Source organism: Corynebacterium vitaeruminis (assembly GCF_001054325.1).
Lineage (GTDB): Bacteria > Actinomycetota > Actinomycetes > Mycobacteriales > Mycobacteriaceae > Corynebacterium > Corynebacterium vitaeruminis_A.
The window spans coordinates 29415-50007 of the sequence record NZ_JVVM01000016.1 but is presented as its reverse complement, the minus strand read 5'-3'; the positions used below and the strand labels follow the sequence as shown (position 1 = coordinate 50007).

19 protein-coding genes are annotated in these 20593 nt (G+C 59.7%); 18 read left to right on the top strand and 1 reads right to left on the bottom strand.

Going from position 1 to position 20593, the window contains the following annotated elements:
- The 4 genes from ADA16_RS03785 to ADA16_RS10920 all read left to right on the top strand — a co-directional run bounded on the left by ADA16_RS03785 (position 1) and on the right by ADA16_RS10920 (position 3020).
- On the top strand, positions 1-1308 hold the full coding sequence (locus ADA16_RS03785) for a flagellar biosynthetic protein FliQ (protein ID WP_048759328.1): 1308 nt from the start codon (positions 1-3) through the stop codon (positions 1306-1308).
- Between the two features lie 100 nt (positions 1309-1408).
- Complete coding sequence (proC, locus tag ADA16_RS03780) at positions 1409-2218, top strand: pyrroline-5-carboxylate reductase (protein WP_048759381.1); 810 nt, start codon at positions 1409-1411, stop codon at positions 2216-2218.
- Between the two features lie 265 nt (positions 2219-2483).
- On the top strand, positions 2484-2675 hold the full coding sequence (locus ADA16_RS03775; protein WP_005509751.1) for a helix-turn-helix domain-containing protein: 192 nt from the start codon (positions 2484-2486) through the stop codon (positions 2673-2675).
- 243 nt (positions 2676-2918) lie between these two features.
- Positions 2919-3020 (top strand): 30S ribosomal protein bS22, encoded by a 102-nt coding sequence (locus ADA16_RS10920; RefSeq protein ID WP_003855542.1) that lies wholly within the window; start codon positions 2919-2921, stop codon positions 3018-3020.
- 163 nt (positions 3021-3183) lie between these two features.
- On the opposite strand, the gene ADA16_RS03770 is transcribed toward ADA16_RS10920, so the two are convergent.
- Positions 3184-4269, bottom strand: coding sequence for an HAD family hydrolase (locus ADA16_RS03770; protein WP_048759326.1), 1086 nt, complete (start codon positions 4267-4269; stop codon positions 3184-3186).
- A gap of 237 nt (positions 4270-4506) precedes the next feature.
- Here ADA16_RS03770 and ADA16_RS03765 point away from each other — a divergent pair, with 237 nt between their 5' ends.
- From ADA16_RS03765 to ccsB, 14 genes are all read left to right on the top strand, one after another.
- Entirely contained in the window at positions 4507-4749 is a 243-nt protein-coding gene (locus ADA16_RS03765) for a glutaredoxin family protein (RefSeq protein ID WP_048759324.1), read from the top strand.
- Between the two features lie 223 nt (positions 4750-4972).
- Positions 4973-6415, top strand: a complete 1443-nt coding sequence (locus tag ADA16_RS03760) for a glutamyl-tRNA reductase (RefSeq protein WP_048759322.1) — start codon at positions 4973-4975, stop codon at positions 6413-6415.
- 15 nt (positions 6416-6430) lie between these two features.
- Positions 6431-7363: a hydroxymethylbilane synthase gene (hemC, locus tag ADA16_RS03755; RefSeq protein ID WP_048759320.1), complete on the top strand. Its 933-nt coding sequence runs from the start codon at positions 6431-6433 to the stop codon at positions 7361-7363.
- A 205-nt stretch (positions 7364-7568) separates the two neighbouring features.
- Complete coding sequence (locus ADA16_RS03750; RefSeq protein WP_048759319.1) at positions 7569-9236, top strand: uroporphyrinogen-III synthase; 1668 nt, start codon at positions 7569-7571, stop codon at positions 9234-9236.
- Positions 9237-9283: 47 nt separating this feature from the next.
- Positions 9284-10342, top strand: coding sequence for a porphobilinogen synthase (hemB, locus tag ADA16_RS03745; RefSeq protein ID WP_048759318.1), 1059 nt, complete (start codon positions 9284-9286; stop codon positions 10340-10342).
- 45 nt (positions 10343-10387) lie between these two features.
- Complete coding sequence (locus tag ADA16_RS03740; protein ID WP_048759317.1) at positions 10388-11023, top strand: hypothetical protein; 636 nt, start codon at positions 10388-10390, stop codon at positions 11021-11023.
- Positions 11020-11400 carry a hypothetical protein gene (locus ADA16_RS03735; protein WP_048759315.1) on the top strand — a complete coding sequence of 127 codons (381 nt, stop codon included), beginning with the start codon at positions 11020-11022 and terminating at the stop codon, positions 11398-11400. The genes ADA16_RS03740 and ADA16_RS03735 overlap by 4 nt, the downstream gene beginning before the upstream one ends.
- A 19-nt stretch (positions 11401-11419) precedes the next feature.
- Positions 11420-14011, top strand: a complete 2592-nt coding sequence (locus ADA16_RS03730; RefSeq protein ID WP_048759311.1) for a heavy metal translocating P-type ATPase — start codon at positions 11420-11422, stop codon at positions 14009-14011.
- 35 nt (positions 14012-14046) lie between these two features.
- Entirely contained in the window at positions 14047-15393 is a 1347-nt protein-coding gene (gene hemL / locus ADA16_RS03725) for a glutamate-1-semialdehyde 2,1-aminomutase (RefSeq protein ID WP_048759309.1), read from the top strand.
- Between the two features lie 7 nt (positions 15394-15400).
- Positions 15401-16111 carry a histidine phosphatase family protein gene (locus ADA16_RS03720; RefSeq protein ID WP_082150643.1) on the top strand — a complete coding sequence of 237 codons (711 nt, stop codon included), beginning with the start codon at positions 15401-15403 and terminating at the stop codon, positions 16109-16111.
- Between the two features lie 55 nt (positions 16112-16166).
- Positions 16167-16781, top strand: coding sequence for a TlpA disulfide reductase family protein (locus tag ADA16_RS03715; protein ID WP_048759308.1), 615 nt, complete (start codon positions 16167-16169; stop codon positions 16779-16781).
- A 23-nt stretch (positions 16782-16804) separates the two neighbouring features.
- Complete coding sequence (locus ADA16_RS03710; protein ID WP_048759307.1) at positions 16805-17665, top strand: cytochrome c biogenesis CcdA family protein; 861 nt, start codon at positions 16805-16807, stop codon at positions 17663-17665.
- A gap of 15 nt (positions 17666-17680) precedes the next feature.
- Positions 17681-19399 carry a cytochrome c biogenesis protein ResB gene (resB, locus tag ADA16_RS03705; protein ID WP_048759306.1) on the top strand — a complete coding sequence of 573 codons (1719 nt, stop codon included), beginning with the start codon at positions 17681-17683 and terminating at the stop codon, positions 19397-19399.
- Positions 19400-19572: 173 nt separating this feature from the next.
- Positions 19573-20583, top strand: a complete 1011-nt coding sequence (ccsB, locus tag ADA16_RS03700; protein ID WP_048759305.1) for a c-type cytochrome biogenesis protein CcsB — start codon at positions 19573-19575, stop codon at positions 20581-20583.
- Positions 20584-20593 lie beyond the last annotated feature (10 nt).

The following is a 20593-nucleotide window of genomic DNA, read 5'->3' as shown; positions in this document are numbered from 1 at the left end:
ATGAGCGAGGAAAAGCTCACCGTTGCCGAACTGCTGGCGCGGCGGCAGAAGGAGGGAGCCCCCTCTGAACCACCGCGGCGCCGCCGTCGTCGCAGCCTAGAAGAAGGCGGTGTGTCCGTTCAGGAACTCACCGGCTCAATCCCTCGCGTAAAGGCTGACGAACCGCGACGTGGTGCTCACGCTCTTTCCAACGCCGACGACGATCAGACGACGGCGAGCGATTTGCTTGCCGACGAAGCTGCGGCCAATGCCGCCGAAGAAGCGCAGGCGACCGAGCCGGAGACAGAAGCCCCGGAACAGCCGGAGACCGCTGCCGGGTCGGAGGTAGTTGTCGAAGAGCCGGATTCTTCGGAGCCTGAGGTTCAAGCTGAAGCGGAAGCCGAAGCTGCTGTTCAGGAAGAGGATGAGCCAGAGGTAGCTGAGGCTGACGGCGAAGTTGCAGAGGATGAGGCCGAAGCTCCGGCAGCTCCGGCAGCTCCGCAACAGGAGCAAGCTGCACAGAGCGCACCAACTGCGCAGCCGACAGCTCCGGCAGTGCCATTGGCAATCCCGATGGAGCCTCGTCCGGTCATGGTTAACTCCGAGCGTTCGGAGATTACCTACACATTCACCGAACTGCGTGACATGGCTGACGATTCGCGCAAGATTGGAGAGCCGGGCCCGGTTGCTCGCGCAGTCCTCACCGGTTCCAATGCCTACGACGACCGTCCAACTGCGTCCATTCCGGTTGTCCAGGACAACCTCGGCGAAGCTCCCGAGTCGTCTGAAGTGCCCGAAGCGTCTGTTGAATCGGATGACACCGACACCGACACCGATACCGCTGCAGCTTCCGAGACGGCAGTAGCGGCCGCTGTCGCTCCTGAAGTCGCTCAGGCTGAGGGCGCGCCGTCTGATGCTGAGCAGGCTGAGGATGTACCGTCGGAGACCACACCGGCCGAGGCCACTCCGACGGAGGCCGCCGCTGATGAGAAGAAGCCGCAGTCTCGGGACGTCGTAAAGCGTGAAGAGTCCAAGAGCAAGGACGCCGCGCGCGAAGACTACGCCGAGGACAATTCCCTTTCGGTGCCTTTGCTGCTGATCCAGGTCTTCGTGGGCCTAATTGTCGGTGCGTTGGTGTTCCTGGGCTTCACCATGGCGTGGTCATCGCTGCCGAAGATTGTGGTTGTCATCATGGCTCTGGTGGTCACTGGTGGTTTCGCGGGAATTGCAAACTACGTGCGCCGCGAGAAGGACAAGCTAACACCGGTGCTGGCTGGTCTCGTCGGTTTGGCGCTGACATTTGGCCCCTGGATTATTTTCCAGCTGTAGTGGGGCAATAAAGAATCATCACCTGATGCAGGGGGCGGAAGCGAAGTTTTCCGGCTCCTGCATTAGCATGTGTGGGCCAGTTTTGGCACACTTAGCCACCATGACAAGAATTGCTGTAATTGGTGGCGGAAAGATTGGTGGCGCACTCGTCGGTGGTCTCATCGACGGAGGTGTCTCGCCTTCCTCAATTTATGTGGTGGGACGCACCAAGGAGAGCCTGGCCGGTCTGAAGGAGACCTACGGCATTGTCGATACCGACGACCCGGTAGGCGCAGTCGACGGTGCCGACGTGGTGTTCTTGTGCGTAAAGCCGTACCTGATTATCGACATGCTCGAGAAAATCGCCGACGTGCTCGATGACTCTGAGGTCGACACCATTGTGGTGTCGATGGCGGCTGGCATCACGTTGGACAAGATGGAAGGTGTCTGTGCTGTCGGCACTCCGGTGATCCGTGTTATGCCGAATACCCCGATGCTGGTGGGTAAGGGTGTCTGCGCAGTCGCGCCGGGTCGCTTTGTCACGGAGAACCAGACAGACGAGGTTGTCGGACTGCTGGAGAAGGTCGGCAGCGTTGAGGTTGTTGATGAGTCGCTGATGTCTGCAGTCACTGCAGTCTCGGGATCTGGTCCGGCTTACTTCTTCCAGTTCGTCGAGGCGATGACCGATGCCGGTGTGAATCTGGGCCTCAAGCGTGATCAAGCTAAGCGTCTCGCGTCGGCCACGGCTGCTGGTGCGGCTGAGATGATGATGCAGGAGGGCGCTGACCCGACTGCGTTGCGTGCCGATGTCACCTCGCCGGGTGGTACAACGGCTGCGGCCACCAGAGTTTTCGAGGAGGAGGGCATTCGCCGCGCGGTGCATCGCGCGCTGCAGGCTTGCTACGACAAGGCGAACGAGATGGGGAAATAAGCATTTCGCCGAGTGAGCGCGGGGTGTACAAGTAACCCCAATATTTGGGGCGTTGGGAATGGCGAGGGGGCAGTAGCTAATCCGATACGCAGGGACGATGGGTTAGTCACAACTGTCACACCATTCGCCAATGCCCCTATTTTTTATCAAAAATCGCACCGGCACCTTGCCTACCGGTAGGATATGAAAAGCACGTGCGTGTCACGATTTTCTGCAGGAGGGGAAGCCTGCAGCGCGTCGCGTGCGCTGAAGGGAATAGTTACTAATGCAGAATGCAGATAAAGGCACCTTTCTGACTGTTGCGGAAGTTGCTGACATCATGCGCGTATCCAAGATGACCGTCTACCGCCTGGTTCACGCTGGCGAGCTGCCGGCAGTGCGCGTTGGTCGTTCTTTCCGCGTCCATGAGTCCGCAGTCAAGGAATACCTGGACTCATCCTTCTACAACGCGGGTTAATTTTTCTGCCTTTAAGCGGGGCTGTTTGACCTGAACGCATATGTCCCCGCTATGATTAATCCGATTAGTACGTGGTGTCATGCTGCGCCCCTGTTTCCTATCGTCTTCAAGCCATGAGCTATCAAGCTGTGAAGGCGGAAGGAAAAAAAGGGCGTGACGTCTCGGCGGTTGTAAGGCCGCATTGAAGACGCCGCCATTGTGCAAGAAAAGAATTTTCCGTCAACGAATAGCGAGGTCGAGCCGATGGGTTCCGTCATTAAGAAGCGTCGCAAGCGCATGTCGAAGAAGAAGCACCGCAAGATGCTTCGCCGTACCCGCGTGCAGCGTCGTAAGCTCGGCAAGTAAGCCAGCATTCCTGCCGTTATCGCAGGAGCGCGCGTGCTGCGTCGCGTACACGTTTTTAGACAGCAAAACCCGCCCAGTCTCGTTGAGATCGGGCGGGTTTCGCCGTTGGGGGGGGTGGGCTGCCGAGTACGGGATAAGTAGCAAAAAGTACTCCTAGCAGCGCTTAGCTTTCCTTGTTCGCGTCCCACAGTCGCTTGCCGACGAGTCCCGCGCCCCCAACAACTCCTGCCAGTAGTGCTCCGATGGAGAGCCACCGCATCGTGGCAAAGGTCGCGGAGCGGAAGTGACGGTAGTCGTAGATAGTCCAGCCCATTTCCTGGGCGTAGTGGCGCAGTTTGCGATCCGGGTTGATGGCCACGGCGGTGCCCACCATGGACAGCATGGGAATATCGTTGGCGGAATCCGAGTATGCCGTGCAGCGCGACATGTCCAACCCGGATGAGGCCGCCAGAGCTGCAACCGCATGCTTCTTACCTGGGCCGTGGAGAATATCGCCTACCAGGCGGCCGGTGAACTTGCCGTCTTTGACCTCGGCAACGGTACCGAGCGCACCGGTGAGACCGATCCGCTTAGCGATAACCTGAGCCAGCTGCACCGGGGTAGCGGTGACCAGCCAGACCTCTTGGCCAGCCTGGATGTGCAGTTCCGCTAGATCGCGCGTGCCCTGGTAAACGCGGTCGCTGATCTTTTCTTCAAAAATCTCTTCGCCGAGCTTGACCATCTCATTCACGTCGTGGCCAGCGAAAAATTCCAGCGCCTGCTCGCGAGCCTTGGCCACGTCGGCGGCGTTTTCTGCACCCGAGATTCGGAATTTCAGCTGCTTCCAAATCATGCCGGCCAAATCGCGCTTCTTGATGAATCCGCGCTCGACCAAGCCCATGGCAAATAGGAAGATTGACGCGCCCTGGACAAGGGTGTTGTCCACGTCGAAGAAAGCGGCGGCACCTTGATCGCGTTCGACACCTGGAATGGGCTGAGAGAGCACACGCGCACCGCCTGCGGCATCCTCGGCGCCGGCTACACTGCGGAACCCAGTAGCCAACTCTTCGCCGCCGACGTCGTAGACCTCACCGAGTGCTTTCAGTGCATTGGCGGCCGCTGCAGCGCCAGCTTCCTCCTGTGCTTCGTCATTGAGCGGAGCGAGCGCTACCTGCTCGAGAAAATTACGGACGTTACCCTGCGAAGACGCAAGGTCTCCCAGAATGTCGATGGGGAAGGGGGAGCGGTTGTCGGCACTGAACTCACTCACGGCACGAAAATCTCTTTCCACAGTGATTTCGGATGGCTTTCAATTGTCTTCCAATAAAGATGCAACCGACATCCGTAATCGGAAGCTCTTGTTGAATAGTATCCGCTCTTTAGGCGAAGCTGCGCGCCGAAAGACAAGGAGCAGATCAGACACAGATAAGAAGAGTCGCATTTTTCGGGAAAAGGTGGAGAAGGGGGCGTCGTAAAGCGAGACGATCGACCTTTTAGACTGACCCTTATGGTGACTGTGACGGTGATGAGTAGGAAGACGTGCGGCTCGTGTGCGCGCGTAATTGCGCAGATCGAGCCACTGGTGCAAAGCCAAAATGCGCAGTTCCAGGTGGAAGATGTCGATACGGACCCAGATTTGGCCATGGAATTTGGCGATCGCGTGCCGGTGATTTTGGTCAATGATGAGGAAATCGCCTGCTGGGAGATCGATGATGATGAGCTCCTGGAAGCAATCGCGGAGGCTGAATAGGCGCGCAAGGCAGCTTTGTCGAACTGCGAAGAGCTGCGGAGACATGGCAGAATGTGTTTAGCAGTGACGAGAGTGTAGAGCGCTGCGAACAGCGAGGTAGAGGCTAAGTTAAGTATGCCTTTGTTGTGGCGAGATGCCAGAGTTGTCTAGCGTTAACAGTCATAGCTGTGTGAAAAAGCCCGTGGCGGGGCTTGTGAAGGAGCAATAGAGCGGTGATTGAGCGGTGAGTGTGCTTCTCGTCGGAATGTCGTACCGGTCTGCACCGGTGACCCTGCTTGAAAAGGTTTCTGTCGGTGAAGCTGAGCGAGAGGCTATTTTGGCTCGTTTGGTCGCAGATGAGGCGATTAGCGAGGCGATGCTGCTGTCGACCTGTAACCGCGTTGAGTACTACGTGGTGGTCGACGGCTTCCACTCGGGGCTATCGGCTGTGGTTCGTGAAATCGTCAGTCGAACCGGGCTCGATCTCGATGAACTGACACCGCATCTCTATGTCCGGTACGCACAGGCCGCAGCGGAGCATGCATTCTCGGTGTGTGCAGGTCTGGACTCGATGGTGCTGGGAGAGCAGCAGATTATCGGTCAGATTCGCAACGCTTACCAGGAAGCGGACGAAGCCGGCACGGTCGGTCGCCTGCTGCATGACTTGGCGCAGAAGGCGCTGCACACGGGTAAGCGCGTGCACAGTGAAACTCTGATTGATAACGCTGGTGCTTCGATGGTCTCCGTGGCCATCGACGAGGCGATTGCCGCACTACACCCAGGGTTCAACTCCGGTGTCGACGTGGCCGAGGGCACCGACATCCTGGCCGGTCGTTCGGCTCTGATTCTCGGTGCTGGTGCGATGAGCTCGCTGGCCGCCAGCTACCTGGGGCGATGCGGCATTGACCGTTTGATCATCGCCAACCGCACCGTTGACCGGGCGCAGACCCTGGCCAACCACTCCATCGAAGCAGGCATCCCCGCTACCGCAATTGCATTGGATGATTTCGCTGACGTTCTCGATGATGTGGACATTCTCGTCAGCGCCACCGGAGCCATGACTCCAGTGGTTTCAGCTGCCGACGTCATCGACCACGGTCCGCTCGCCATCGTTGACCTGTCTATGCCTCGCGACGTCGCGGAGGATGTCTCCGGACTGGCGGGTATCGCACTATTCAACATCGAACTGCTGCAGATGACCCGCACGGAGGTTCCGGGCCGTGATGATGAGGCTGCAGCGCGTGACATTGTGGCTGAAGAGCTGGAGTCCTACCTCACGGCGCAGCGCGCAAACGAGGTAGCTCCGACTGTTCGCGCTCTGCGTGAGCGTGCAGCGGGGGTGGCTGCAGCAGAACTCGCTCGCCTGGAGGCGAAGACACCGGGCCTCACTCAAAAGGAACGTCGCGAAGTCGAGTCCACGGTTCGCCGCGTCGTCGATAAGCTCCTGCATGCACCAACGGTGCAGGTTAAGAAGCTTTCTAGTCAGCAAGGTGGGGGCAACTACGCGCTTGCGCTGCAGAAGCTCTTCGACCTGCCCCTATCCACCCCCACAGGCCTGTATGCTGACACCGATATCCCCGCAGACCTCATGGTCGAGGGCCGAATTGGGCGGATGCAGGGATTTGAGCAGTACGGTCTTGACAGTAGTGCCATCATTGAAGGCGCTGCTGAAACCACCAAAAATTAACACCCGGAGGAAAACATGCCTGACCCAGCGACTATTCGAATCGGTACCAGGGGCTCGGAACTGGCCACTACGCAGGCCGGACACGTCCGTGATGCACTGATTGAGCTGGGACAGCCTGCAGAGCTGGTGATTGTAAAAACCGCCGGCGACCACAATCGCCACGATCCGGTGGAAAAGATTGGCATCGGTGTCTTCACTCAGGCGCTGCGTCACGCACTGCGCGAGGGTGTGTGTGACATTATCGTCCACTCGTTTAAGGATCTGCCGACCCTGCCGGAAGACGACATGAGCGTCGCCGCAGTGCCGGAGCGCGTCGATCCGCGTGAGGCGCTGATTTCCCGCGATGCCACACCGCTGATGGATCTGCCGGAGGGCGCTCGTGTGGGGACCTCCGCACCGCGTCGAGTCTCGCAGCTGCGCGCGCTGCGCTCCGATTTGGAACTTGTACCACTGCGCGGAAACATCGAAACCCGCATGGGGCGCGTCTCTGAGGACTTGGACGCTGTCATTTTGGCGCGCGCCGGCCTGGAACGCACGGGTCGCCTCGGGGAGATTGCGGAATCCCTGGATGTAGACGTCCTCATGCCGGCCCCGGCTCAGGGCGCCCTGGCGCTGGAGTGCCGCACCGCTGACCGTGAAATTGTGGATGTTCTGCGCAAGATCGACCACCCGGTGTCCCATGCCCGCGCTGTCGCTGAGCGCGCAGTACTCAATGAGCTGGAGGCGGGCTGCACCGCTCCCGTTGCCGCCTACACAACCGTGAGTGATGGTGGTGAACTCACCCTGCGGGCGGGGGTGTTTGCTCTGGACGGTTCGCGCCAGTTGCTTGAGACCGCTACCGCAACCGTGGATAAGGCCGATGAGCTTGGCCGGAAGGTTGCGGCAGCCCTGCTCGAACGGGGTGCTCATGAGGTAATGGGCGATACCCTGCGGGAATCTCAAAAGTAGCCGGTTAGTTAATTTGGCTCAAACCCTTTATGCTAATAGGCCTGTATGCATGCCGTTGGGATAAGGGCTCCCTTCGTGCGCTCGCATGTGAGAATTCAGGGGTCTGCCTGCCGCTCACATGCGCTGTCGCATGTCCGCTTTCTTCCTTAGTGACTCATCGGCACGAAAAGTGAACAACCAATAGAAAAGAAATCACTCCGCAACGATGAACACCTCCCTCCCCTCAGCAACGGGACGCATCCTGTTCGTCGGCGCTGGTCCTGGAAATCCCGACCTGCTGACGCTTCGCGCCCGTGAGATTCTCGCAGACACCGCTATCGCCTACGTCGACGCCGATGTCATGCCGGGGGTTCGAGAACTCATCGCTACCGATGTGCCCGTTCCTCCCGAGCTGCTGAAAGAAGCCGAGGAAGAGTACGAGCGCATGTGCGCCGCCGCCAAAGCCAAGGGATCTCGTCGTAAGCCGCCACGTCCGGCACCGCCGACCGCCGCAGATCTGCGCACGCCTATCGACGATTCCAAGAAGATGGCCGACCTGCTCGTCGAAGAGGCAGCCAAGGGCAATGATGTGGTGCGCCTGGTTGCGGGCAATCCGCTGACCAACGATTCGCTGCTGGCCGAGATCAACGAGGTCTCGCACGCCGAGGTAGAGTTCCAGATCGTTCCGGGCATGTCCGTGCCCTCCACCGTTCCGGCATTTGCCGGTATCGCGTTGGGCTCGACGTACACGGAAACCGACCTGGGACGAGCCGATGTGGACTGGGACGAGCTGGCACAGGCACCGCAGCCGCTGGTGCTGCAGGCTGTGCAGGATGATCTGTCCGCTATTGCTACTGAGCTCAGTGAACGTGGGCTGCCATCAGCATTGCCGGTGTCGGTGACTGTCAACGGTACGACTCGGCTGCAGCGCACCTACGATGTCACGCTGGGCACCTTGGCGCAGCTCTCGGGAGACCTGACCGGTCCGCTGGTGGTCACACTTGGCAAGGGCGTGGACAATCGTTCAAAGTACTCGTGGTGGGAAAACCGCGCCCTCTACGGCTGGAAGGTGCTGGTCCCACGCGCCAAGGCGCAGGCGGGACCGATGAGTGCTCGTCTCGTTGGCCACGGCGCTATCCCAATCGAGGTGCCGACCATCTCGATTGAGCCGCCGCGCAGCCCGGCGCAGATGGAACGCGCCATCAAGGGGCTTGTCGACGGCCGCTACCAGTGGGTTGTCTTCACTTCGGTCAACGCTGTCAACGCAGTGTGGGAGAAGTTCCAGGCATTCGGCTTGGATGCGCGCTCTTTCGCTGGGGTTCGCATCGCAGCCGTCGGTCACCGCACCGCCGCTGCTATTCGCGATCTCGGCATCACTCCGGAGTTGCTTCCGGATGACACCCGTCAGAACGCCGCGGGCATCGTCGACGTGTTCCCGGAGTACATCGAAGACCTCGATCCGGTCAACCGCGTTCTGCTGCCGCGCGCCGACATCGGCACCGACGTGCTTGTCGACGGTCTGATTGACCTGGGCTGGGAAGTTGATGATGTGGTCGCTTACCGTACCGTGCGGGCAGCACCACCGAGTGCGGATATCCGCGACATGATTAAGTCCGGTGGCTTTGATGCCGTGTGCTTTACCTCGGGTTCGACGGTGAAGAACCTGGTCGGCATTGCTGGCAAGCCGCATGCTCGCACTATCATCGCCTGCATCGGGCCGATGGCCGCAGCCACTGCCCGCGAGTACGGCCTGCGTGTAGATGTCGTGCCGGAGCGAGCAAGCATCCCGGAGCTGGTGGACGCGCTGGCAGAGCATGTTGCGCAATTGCGGGCTGCAGGGCAACTGCCACCGCCGCGCAAAAAGCGTCGTCGTTCGCGTAAGACCAAGGCCTAAGCCGGGGCGAATCGGGGCGAGTTCGCGTTTTGATTAAGGTTGTCTTTATGACTACATCTGGAGCTTCTGAATCATCCCGCGAAATCGATTTCGACCAGTTTGGATTTCCTATCCCGATTCGTCGCCCGCGCAGGCTGCGCACCAACCCGGTGATGCGTGCGATGACGGCGGAGACGACACTGACTCCGAAGAACCTCATCCTGCCGATGTTTGTGGCGGATGGGATTGATGAGCCGAAGCCAATCAGCTCCCTCCCCGGAGTAGTTCAGCACACCGAGGACTCCCTGGTGGAGGCTGTGCGAGAGGCTGTCGAGGCAGGTATCTCGGCGGTTGACCTCTTCGGTGTCCCGCTGGATGCGGATAAGGATGGTGAAGGCTCTGAGTCCTGGAATCCGGAGGGCGTTCTCAACCGCGCTCTGCGTCGTCTCCGCGACGAGTTCGGTGATGACATTCTAATCATGGCCGACACTTGCCTGGATGAGTTCACCGATCACGGTCACTGTGGTGTTCTGGCAACGGACCGTTTCGGCAACACGGTCGTTGAAAATGACCGCACGCTGATTAATTACGTCAAGATGGCGGTTGCTCAGGCCGATGCTGGTGCGCACATCGTGTCGCCATCGGGCATGATGGACGGTCAGATCGCCGCCATCCGCGAGGGCCTGGACGCCGCTGGTCATGAGGATGTCTCCATCATGGCGTACTCGGCAAAGTACGCCTCCGCCTTCTACGGTCCATTCCGTGAAGCCGTGGGCAGCTCGCTTAAGGGCGATCGTCGTACCTACCAGCAGGATCCGGCAAACCGTCGTGAGTCTCTGCTTGAAGTGCAGCTCGACGTTGACGAGGGCGCAGACATGGTGATGGTCAAGCCGGCCATGAGCTACCTGGACATTCTGCGCGAGGTTGCGGATATGTCGCCGGTGCCAGTCGCCGCCTACCAGGTTTCCGGTGAGTACGCGATGATTCACGCCGCTGCCGCCAACGGGTGGATTGACCTGGATGCTGCGATGATGGAAGCAGTACTGAGTATTCGCCGTGCCGGTGCGGAGCAGATTTTGACCTACGCAGCGGTGGACTTGGCGAAGAAGCTGCGTGCCCAGTTCTAATCCACTGGGGTGAAAGTGCAGTAATTAATATCGAGAAGTGGACGGATGACTAAAGAAGAGAAGAAGCCCGCAATTCCCGAGCAGGTCGAAGGCGCTAGGCAGGCGTGGCGGGTCACGGCCCTGTTGCAGCTGCTCCTTGCCGCAGTGGCGACGGTGACCTATTGGTTGCATCCGGAAATGCTGATTAGCCCCGAAACCGCCAAGGAGAATTTCCCGGGTTTCAGCGAGGGCCAAATCGATGCCGCCATGAAGGCGACTATCGTTATCGCTTTCCTTTTCGCGATGGGTATCTGCATCGCGTTCTTCGCCATCATCGAGCGCATGCGCAAGGGCAGCGAGGGTGCGCGCACGGTGCTGGTCATCGGCTCGATTTACCTGGCGTTGTCGGCGCTGATGTCTTTCTTCTCGTCTACGGCTTCTGAAGCGGGGGTGCCGGCATCTCTCGTGCTCATCAGCGGAATCGTGCGCATCGCCTCCGCCACTGCCGCGGTGGCTGGTCTGGTGCTGGCCGCGTCGAAGGAGTCCAAGGACTACTTCGACCATCAGCGGCCCTCGAAGCCATGGACTCCGCACGCCTCGGATTCGCATCTGCCGAAGGCTTCGAAGCATGGCGCTGATTCAAAGCAGAAACAGCAGCTTGATCAGCCACAACCCAAGCAGTCCGAGGAGTCCAAGCAATGATGTCCCTCCCGAGTCGCCCCTGGCAGTGGGTGCTCTTCGTCGCACTCATCGCCCAGATTGTCCTGAGCTTGATACTGGTCACCGGCGACTACTCGCAGGCTCCCGCCGCCGTTGGCCGCGACATCTACATCGTTGCTAGCGTGACGCTGGTCTGCTCGCTGATCGGCAGTGGCTGCTTGCCGACGGCCACCGAGTTCAAACTTTCCCGGAACTGCCTGCTCATCATGGTGATTATCACGGCTCTCGCCATGTTTTTCGCCATTATGGCTGGCGCGCTGACCGTGTGGGTTATTGTGCCAAGCTTGGTAATGGCATGTGGACTACTGTTGCTCTATCGTGAATTAACGCTCACGCGCGCCAATCAGCCGCAGGATTAGACGGAAAGTTTTAAAGGCCATGAGTAACACCGGTGAGTTTGATACCTCTCTGGACAATCGCGTTGAACAAGCGATTGTGGATGCCAAGGTCGCAGCTCGTAAGGCATTGCCACGAAGCCGTCAAAATATCGAGGATGAAAGTGCTCATCAGCGGCTTGCACACCGCAGAGGCCAATCCAACACAGCTTTCGCGCTCATCCTGGAAAACATGGAAAATGCCGAGAGCGCTGAGCGTGCTGAGCATGTTTTGGAATCCTTTCCGGGAGTGACGGCGTCTGTCGTGTACAAGCCCGGTCGTGCGTGGATTACCGCACCCGATGCCATCGATCCGAATCAGTTCATCGAAGCTCTCCGCGAAATTGGAGTCGATTCATATCTCACGCGCAGCACGCTTAGACGTCGCGCAACTCGGCTGGATGTGTCGCAGCACCGCCGTCCCGCTGTTCCGGCTGCCGCACAGCAGAATGAGGAAGAGCGCATTCGCCGTCGTGAAGCGGCCTTGCGCCAAAACGGCGGCGGTGCGGAGGTACTGTTCACAGCGCGTGAACTGGTGACCAAGCAGCGATTTTGGGGAAGTCTGCTCTTGTCGATTCCGGTGCTGGCGACGTCGTTGAACGTCAACTGGCAGTTCCCGGGCTGGCAGTGGATGTGCATTGTTCTGACCACGATTGTGGTGTGGTGGGGCGGCTGGCCGTTCCACCGCGCAATGGCGGCGTCCCTGCGTCGGCGGATGTCGGCGCTGGATGGGGCGAGCTCCATTGCAATTCTGCTGGCGTGGTTGTGGTCGCTGGTGCAGCTTATCTTCGGGCAGGCAGGGCAGATTGGATATACCACTGCGCCCACGTGGTTTGCCTTCAATTATCGAGAGAGTGCCTCGGCGGAGGTGTTCTTCGACGTTGCCTGCGGCCTGACCGTACTGCTGCTAACAGGCCGCATGTTTACGCGCTACAACAAGGTGCGCACTGGACAGATCATGCGCAACCTGCGGATTCCAGCTGAGCGAAACGTGACGGTGGTGCGCAAGAGCGCCAAGTCCGCAGAGCCAAAACGGGTGGAAGTGACGGTCGCGGAGCTCAATATCGGCGATGACATCGTGGTTCCATCAAACTCGGTGATTCCGGTCGATGGTTCGGTCATCGGTGGTGCGTCCACGATGGATGCGCAGCTACTCGGTATCGGCGTTGAGCCACAGAAGGTCAAGGTCAACTCCAAAGTTTGGGCCGGCGCGATCAACCTGGATTCGGAGCTCAAGGTGCGCGTGGAGCGCACCGGTTCTAAGACCCGGGCGTCATCGATGGCGCGCTGGCTGCGTCAGGCGGTTCGAGAAGAAACGGTGATGCACCAGACCGCAGTGCGCTCGGCATCAGAGCTGGTGCCGTGGGCGCTGTCGTTGGCGGGCGTGGCATTTTGCGGTTGGTGGCTGGCGACGGGCACAATGAGCGGTGCTCTCGCGGTGGCGCTGGCTATGCTTTCCGGCATCGCACCGGTGGCGTTGGCAATGTCAACGTCGACCGTGCAGCGCATCGGCATTCTGGCCGGTGCCAATAACGGAATTTTGATTCGTGGCAACGAGACTTTCCGCAAGTTGGCTACCGCCGATGTGGTGATCTTTAACCGCGTTGGAACGCTGACCGAGGGCGACACCCACGTGCTCGATGTCGCCGCCGAACGTAATGAAAACCCGGATTTGGTTCTGCGCGTGGCAGGCGCTCTCATGATGGAGAGCAACCACCCGGCATCGGCAGCTATCGTGCGTGCGTGCCGTGTTTCCCGCGATGCGGGCTCCGGTGGTGGCGAGGTGCCGCACTGGATTGAGACGGTGCATGTCGCTATTGCCGATGACGGTGCGTTCGTGGGCCAGGTTGAAATTCCGGTGAAGGACTCCGACGACAACCTGGAGATGCGCTTTGTCGAAGCGCGTGTTTGGCGTCCGCGTGATCTCACGGCACTCAGCGAGAAAATGGCCGTGGCTGCGCTCAGTGGCGGTACTCCGATGGTGGTGTCGTGGCGTGGCAAGGTCCGTGGTGTCATCACCATTGGTGAGGACATCAAGCCCGATGCGGTTGAGAGCATTGACCAGCTGGAGGACATGGGCGTGGACACCATGATGATCACGCGAGATCCGTACCCAGTGGCTCGTCGTTTTGCGGATCGACTGAATATCTCGCGCGTATTCGCGGGCATTATTGCTCCCCGCAAGGCCATTGCGGTGCGTTCAGTTCACAGTGACGGCGAGACAGTCGTGATGGTTGGTGACAAGGATGTCCGAGACTGTCTGCGTGCCGCTGATGTGGGTGTGTTGATGGACAACACCGAAGGTAAGCAGGACCTTGATGTCGATTACGCAGATGTTGTGGCACTGCGCAACAACGTGTTGTCGATTCCGGAGGCCATTGAAATCGCTCGCGCTGTGGCGCGAATGATGGACTCCAATATCTACTTTGCGTGGTTTTACAACGTTGCGGTCATCCTGCTGGGCATGACCGGTCTGATTCATCCGCTGTTGGCATCGCTACTGATGGTTTTCTCCAGCCTGTGGATTGATTGGCGTTCCCGTCGAGTGTCGTCTCGCCGCAAGCATCTGTTCAGGGTGAAGCTGGGGCGTTGGTAGGACAGGGTAGCCCTTGATCCGGGTGGCCGTCTACGATGGTCACCGTGACTCAAGACATTAATGCTCCTCATGTCCCAGAAAACGTCGAGCTCACCGATCGTTCGGCAGAGTTCTTTACGCAGGCTCAGGCGGTTACGCCGGGTGGCGTGAACTCGCCGGTGCGCGCCTTCGGCTCCGTCGGTGGCACCCCACGTTTCATTGACCACGCCACGGGCTCTCGTCTCGTGGATGTTGATGGCAATGAATACGTGGACCTGGTCTGCTCCTGGGGTCCGATGATTCTGGGCCACGCGCACCCGGCAGTGGTGGAGGCCGTTCAGAGTGCCGCCACCCGCGGTCTGTCTTTCGGCGCTCCGACGACGGCCGAGACCGACCTGGCTCGTCACATCGTTGAGCGCACGTCGGTGGATGAGGTGCGTCTGGTCAACTCGGGCACTGAGGCCACCATGTCCGCAGTTCGTCTGGCTCGCGGTTTCACTGGCCGTTCCAAAATCATCAAGTTCGCCGGCTGTTACCACGGTCACGTGGATGCGCTGCTGGCATCGGCCGGTTCTGGTGTCGCTACTTTTGGTCTGCCGGATTCGCCGGGTGTCACCGGTGCATCGGCCGCCGACACCATTGTCGTTCCGTACAACGACAATGAGGCCGTCAAGGCCGCATTCGCTGAGAACCCGGGCGAAATTGCCTGTGTTATCACCGAGGCGGCAGCGGGCAACATGGGCACCGTCGCACCGCAGGACAACTTCAACGCGAAGCTGAAGGAAATCTGCCACGCCGACGGCGCGCTGCTGATTCTCGACGAGGTTATGACCGGCTTCCGTACTTCTTACAACGGCTGGTACGGCATTGATGGTGTGGCCGGTGACCTGACCACCTTCGGCAAGGTCGTCTCCGGTGGTCTCCCCGCAGCCGCCTTCGGCGGTCGCCGCGATGTCATGGAATACCTGGCCCCGAACGGTCCGGTGTACCAGGCAGGCACGCTCTCCGGTAACCCGGTCGCTATGGCAGCTGGCCTGGCCAACCTGGAAAACGCCACGAAGGATGTCTATGACACCGTTGCGGCCAACGCAGATCGCCTGGCCACGATTCTGTCCGATGCCCTGACCAAGCAGGGTGTTGCCCACCATATTCAGCGCGCGGGCACTATGCTCTCGCCGCGCTTCGCCGAGGGCGAGGGCCACAACTTTGAGCAGATGCAGGCAGCGGATACTTTCCGCTACCCCGCCTTCTTCCATGCCCTGCTGGCCAATGGTGTCTACCCGCCGGCTTCCTGCTACGAAACCTGGTTCGTCTCCGCCGCACTCACCGACGCTGACTTCGAGATTATCGAGCGTGCGGCAGCCCGTGCGGCAGAGGCGGCGGCAGCTGCCAAGCCGGAGTAGGTGACACGTGTCGAACAAGACCAATTCGCAGGCCGCGCAGCAGGCAGCACAGCAGGAACCGCAGCCGACGCAGCCGGAGAATCAGACGTCTAAGCGTGCAACAAAGCACGCCAAGACCACGGTTGTACATCTCGTCCGCCACGGCGAGGTTTATAACCCGGATAAAATTCTCTATGGACGCCTGCCCGGCTGGCACCTGTCTGAGCGCGGTCAGCGCCAGGCAGCAGCCACGGCCTCGTCCTTCGAAGGCCACGGCATCCGCTACTTCGCCTGCTCTCCGCTGCAGCGCACGCAGGAGACCTCTAAGCCATTCACCGAGGTAATTGGTACGAAACCAATCCTGGATGAAGATCTCCTGGAGGCTGGCAACACCTTTGAGGGCTTGCACATCAAGGGCATTGACTCTGCACTGTGGAATCCGAAGTACTGGCCACGGCTGCGTCGTCCGAGTGTGCCGAGTTGGGGCGAACCGTACGAGGAGATCGCGGATCGCATGTTCTATGCCATCGAGCGCGCCCGTGAGGCCGCCGAGGGCGCAGAAGCAGTTCTGGTGACCCACCAGCTGTGCATCATCGCCGCTCAGCGTCGTGCGCGGTACTTGAAGCTGGCTCACAACCCGGCAACCAGACAGTGTGATCTGGCTAGTGTGACCTCCTTTGTCTTCGTCGGCGACACCATTGTCGACGTGCGCTACAGTGAGCCAGCCGGTCACCTGTAAGGTGAATAAATAGTTTTGTTGAAGTTTCACTGACCCCCGGAAGGTGGCACCCCAGGTGGCCAAGGTCTCATCGTCCCGAATTGCAGCAACGCTAGCGGCAGCAACTCTGTCTCTGTCGCTCGCAGCATGTAACCCCGGAGAGTCAGTGGGACACGACGCCGTTGCCGTCGGCGGTCAGTTCGAGTTCGTTTCTCCGGGTGGTCAGCAGATCATTGATTACGCACCGGAGGAGCGCAAGCCGGTCGGCAATGTCTTCGGTCCTTCTCTGGAGGACGACGACAAGAAGATCTCCCTCGATGACTTCAAGGATCAGATTGTGGTCCTCAATGCATGGGGACAGTGGTGTGCACCGTGTCGCTCTGAATCCGATGACCTGCAGTACGTCCAGGAACAGATGGAAGAGGAAGGCATCGGCACTGTCCTCGGCATCAACGTCCGCGACAACGTCCGCCAAGCCCCCGTCGACTTTGTGAAGGACAACGGTATTACTTACCCGTCCATCTATGACCCGGCATTCGTCAACGCCGCCGCGCTCGGCGGTATCCCGGCATCGGTGATTCCGACGACCATCATCCTGGACAAGCAGCACCGCCCGGCCAAGGTTTTCCTCCGCGAGGTCGACCACACCATGCTGATGAAGGCCGTCAATGAAGTGAAGGCGGAGGGCTAGGCCCCAGCATGGGAACTCTTGCCATGGACACGACCTTTCTTGCCGATGGCATCGGCCAACAGTTCGCCGATGCCGCCACCGGCGGCCCCATTCTGTTGGGGTTACTCGCCGCTGCGCTGGCCGGTCTGGTCTCCTTCGCCAGCCCGTGCGTCATCCCGCTCGTGCCCGGCTATGTCTCATATCTCACCGGTATTTCCGGAGCATCGGGGGCGCAGGGCAATGGCGTGACGACGGACATTGCGGACGCAACCGCCGTCGATAAGCGTGACAGCGATGGAGGCCGTGGCAAGCGTTCCGCAACTGCCCGCGTCGGCCTGGCTGCGTTGCTGTTCGTGTTGGGCTTTACTGTCATTTTCGTGCTGGGGTCGGCCTCGATTTTCGGGCTCGTGTCCACATTGCGTTTGCAGGCGCGCACGCTGACGATTGTCGGTGGCGTGGTGACCATCGTGATGGGACTCGCCTTCATGGGCATGGTGCCAGCCCTGCAGAAGGACACCCGCATGACGCCGAAGCGCTGGACCACGTGGCTGGGAGCGCCACTACTCGGCGCAGTGTTCGCGCTGGGGTGGACGCCGTGTCTGGGGCCGACACTGACTGCAATTATTTCGGTGTCCGCAGGTACGCAGGGCATGACCGCGGCCAGAGGAGTGGCACTTATTATCGCCTACTGCCTGGGGCTGGGGCTGCCGTTCATTTTGGTGGCGCTGGGGTCGGCACGTGCGATGCGGGGAGTGGATTTTCTGCGCAAGCACTCGCGAACCATTCAGATCATCGGTGGTGTGGCGCTGGTGCTGGTGGGAATTGCCCTGGTCACAGGACTGTGGGATGTTTTTGTTGCCTGGGTTCAGGCCGCTTTTATTACTGATACGGTAACGCCAATTTAATGAAAGATTTTTTCAATGTCGGTGAATTGGAATAAGGTACGACAGCCCTTCCAGCAGGTCTGGAACTGGTTGACCAGCATGCGTACGGCGCTGATTCTGCTGTTCATCCTCGCTTTCGCAGCGGTTCCCGGCGCCCTGTTGCCGCAGCGCTCGCTGAATAAGGACAAGGTCGACCAGTATCTTGCCGCCAACGGCAAGACCGCCGAGATCATGGATAAGCTGCAGCTTTTCGATGTCTTCTCGTCCGTCTGGTTCGTCGCCATCGTGGCATTGCTACTGATTTCCCTGGTCGGCTGCATTATTCCGCGCACCATCGACCACTACAAGGCCATGAAGACGCCACCGGCTAGGGCGCCGAAACGGTTGGCGCGTCTTCCGCTTCACGACGAAGCCGTGGTCGATGCTTCCGCGGACGAAGTTTCTGAGCGGGTGCGTGAGCGCCTGAACAAGTGGGCGTTGACCGAAACCCCAGCAGATGAAGACCGCGCCGGGGCACGCTCCTTTTCCGCGGAGAAGGGCTACCTGCGTGAGCTTGGCAACTTGGTATTCCACCTGGGCATTGCGCTGCTGATCATCATCGTCGGCTTGGGCCGCATGATTTATTACGAGGGCCAGGTCATTTTGCTGACCAACACCGGCACCGAAATTTCTGATGACAACGTCAACAGCGCGGTGGGCGTTCCGTTCTGTAACACCGCTGCGGCGAACTATGACTCGCTGCGCTCGGGCAACACCTTCGACGGTACGACTCTGAACCCGTTCTGTATTCAGGTCGAGGACTTTGCTGCCGATTACCTGCCGAACGGCCAGGCCAAGATGTTTACCTCGCACATCCGATTCGCAGAAGAGGAGGATATGCGTAAGCCGGTCGATGAGTGGGAGAAGACCACTCTGCAGGTCAACCACCCTCTGCGCATCGCCGGTGACCGTGTGTATCTGCAGGGGCACGGCTTTGCACCGGCATTCAAGGTGACCTGGCCGAATGGTGAGTCGCGTACCTCGATTGTTCAGTTCCGCCCGGATGACCCGACCTTCTTCCTGTCTTCAGGCGCGCTGCGCTTCGATCCGCCGGCAGGCATGTACCCGGACCTGTTCGAGCGCCGCCAGAACCAGATCGCCATCGAGGGCCTGTTCGCTCCGACGGCCGAGTTCACCGGTGAAAAGGGTGCTCTGCTGCAGTCCTCTTACCCGGCTATGCAAGACCCGGCCGTGGCTGTCGATATCTACCGTGGCGACGCGGGCCTGGACACTGGTCGCTCGCAGGGCCTGTTCTCCCTCGACCGCGACCTGATGCACTCGGGTCAGCTAGCCAAGGAAGCCCGCGTCAACCTCAAGCAGGGCGAATCCACCGAGCTTGCCGACGGCACCAAGATTGAATTCCTCGGCGCGAAGGAATTTGTCAACTTGCAGATCTCGCACGATCCCACGCAGTTCTGGGTGCTGGTGGCGACTGTGGCTGCACTGGCGGGCATGGTGATGTCGCTGGGTATTAAGCGTCGGCGCGTGTGGGTGCGCATGTTCCCGCTGGAAGATGGCCGCACTCGCGTTGAGTTCGGTGGCCTGGCTCGCACGGACAAGGCCGGTTGGGGCGAGGAGTTCCAGTACATCGTGGATGACATCCTGGAACGCGACAGCGATGACGCCGACTCTGCCGACCAGGACACTGTGGACATTGATGCGGCGGACAACGGTAGTGATGACGAGGACAGTAAAGGCAAGAGAGCCAACAACTAACTAGCCGCTAAGGCCGATTCATCCACTGCAGGGGGTGAATGCGCGGGGGTGAAGATTGCACCTCCACGCAACTCTTTCGTGTCCTCCGTGTCCGGCCCCCTTTTGCTTAGCCCCGCTTTAGTACTAGGGTTTGAAGAAGTATTCCGCTAATTCCACACTTTGGAGCCAAGTACATGCTCGTCAATAAGACACTGGCGCAGTTTTCGGACTGGTCGTACTTCACGGCCTTCGCCTTTTATCTTGTGGCCTTTGTTGTTTCCATTGCCTACTACAGCCGTCGTATCGCGGTCGCTGAAGCTAAGAGCCAGGTTGCGGAACGCGAGCTGGTAGCCGCTGGTGCTGGTGATGGAGCTACCACCGCTAGTGTCGCTAACTCGGTGGAGTCGGAGACGAAGGCATCGGCAAGCGTCGTTAAGAATCAGGCGCTGACACAGAAGCTTGGCGTTGTGGCGGAAATGCTGATTTACGTCGGTGTAGCCGTGCACTTTGCATCGGTGCTACTGCGTGGCCTGGCTGTGCAGCGTTTCCCGTGGGGCAACCTCTACGAGTACATTTCGGTCTCCATTCTGTTTGCGATGGTCGTTGGTGCGGGTGTCCTGCACCGCGAGACCATGCGTGTGTTCTGGCCGTGGATGCTGGCTCCAATTCTGGCTCTGATGTTCTACGGCGGTAGGAAGCTCTACGCTGAGGCTGCACCGGTGGTGCCGGCACTGCAGTCGATTTGGCTGCCGATTCACGTGTCCATCATCGCTATCGGCTGCAGTATTGCACTGATTTCGGGTGTTGCGTCGATTCTCTACATGCTGCGGATGTACAACCGCAAGGGCAGCGAAAAGGGTTTCCTGGGCAAGCTGGTCTCGCCGCTACCGGACGCGCAGAAGCTGGATGCGATTGCCTACCGCACCGCTATTTGGTCCTTCCCGCTGTTCGGCCTGGGCATTGTGCTGGGCGCTATCTGGGCGGAGTCCGCATGGGGGCGTTACTGGGGCTGGGATCCGAAGGAGACCACGGCTCTGATCTCCTGGATCGTCTACGCCCTGTACCTGCACGCTCGCGCAACCTCTGGCTGGCGCAACACTAAGGCCGCGTGGATTAACATCTTCGGTTTTGCGACCATGGTGTTCAACCTCTTCTTCATCAATATGGTGGTCTCGGGTCTGCACTCCTACGCTGGCCTGAACTAAGCCAATCACA

What these genes read in the sequence shown, in the direction of transcription:
- ADA16_RS03785 (WP_048759328.1), top strand. Translation starts at nt 1, where the DNA reads ATGAGCGAGGAAAAGCTCACCGTTGCCGAACTGCTGGCGCGGCGGCAG.
- proC (WP_048759381.1), top strand. Translation starts at nt 1,409, where the DNA reads ATGACAAGAATTGCTGTAATTGGTGGCGGAAAGATTGGTGGCGCACTC.
- ADA16_RS03775 (WP_005509751.1), top strand. Translation starts at nt 2,484, where the DNA reads ATGCAGAATGCAGATAAAGGCACCTTTCTGACTGTTGCGGAAGTTGCT.
- ADA16_RS10920 (WP_003855542.1), top strand. Translation starts at nt 2,919, where the DNA reads ATGGGTTCCGTCATTAAGAAGCGTCGCAAGCGCATGTCGAAGAAGAAG.
- ADA16_RS03765 (WP_048759324.1), top strand. Translation starts at nt 4,507, where the DNA reads ATGGTGACTGTGACGGTGATGAGTAGGAAGACGTGCGGCTCGTGTGCG.
- hemC (WP_048759320.1), top strand. Translation starts at nt 6,431, where the DNA reads ATGCCTGACCCAGCGACTATTCGAATCGGTACCAGGGGCTCGGAACTG.
- ADA16_RS03750 (WP_048759319.1), top strand. Translation starts at nt 7,569, where the DNA reads ATGAACACCTCCCTCCCCTCAGCAACGGGACGCATCCTGTTCGTCGGC.
- hemB (WP_048759318.1), top strand. Translation starts at nt 9,284, where the DNA reads ATGACTACATCTGGAGCTTCTGAATCATCCCGCGAAATCGATTTCGAC.
- ADA16_RS03740 (WP_048759317.1), top strand. Translation starts at nt 10,388, where the DNA reads ATGACTAAAGAAGAGAAGAAGCCCGCAATTCCCGAGCAGGTCGAAGGC.
- ADA16_RS03735 (WP_048759315.1), top strand. Translation starts at nt 11,020, where the DNA reads ATGATGTCCCTCCCGAGTCGCCCCTGGCAGTGGGTGCTCTTCGTCGCA.
- ADA16_RS03730 (WP_048759311.1), top strand. Translation starts at nt 11,420, where the DNA reads ATGAGTAACACCGGTGAGTTTGATACCTCTCTGGACAATCGCGTTGAA.
- hemL (WP_048759309.1), top strand. Translation starts at nt 14,047, where the DNA reads ATGGTCACCGTGACTCAAGACATTAATGCTCCTCATGTCCCAGAAAAC.
- ADA16_RS03710 (WP_048759307.1), top strand. Translation starts at nt 16,805, where the DNA reads ATGGACACGACCTTTCTTGCCGATGGCATCGGCCAACAGTTCGCCGAT.
- resB (WP_048759306.1), top strand. Translation starts at nt 17,681, where the DNA reads ATGTCGGTGAATTGGAATAAGGTACGACAGCCCTTCCAGCAGGTCTGG.
- ccsB (WP_048759305.1), top strand. Translation starts at nt 19,573, where the DNA reads ATGCTCGTCAATAAGACACTGGCGCAGTTTTCGGACTGGTCGTACTTC.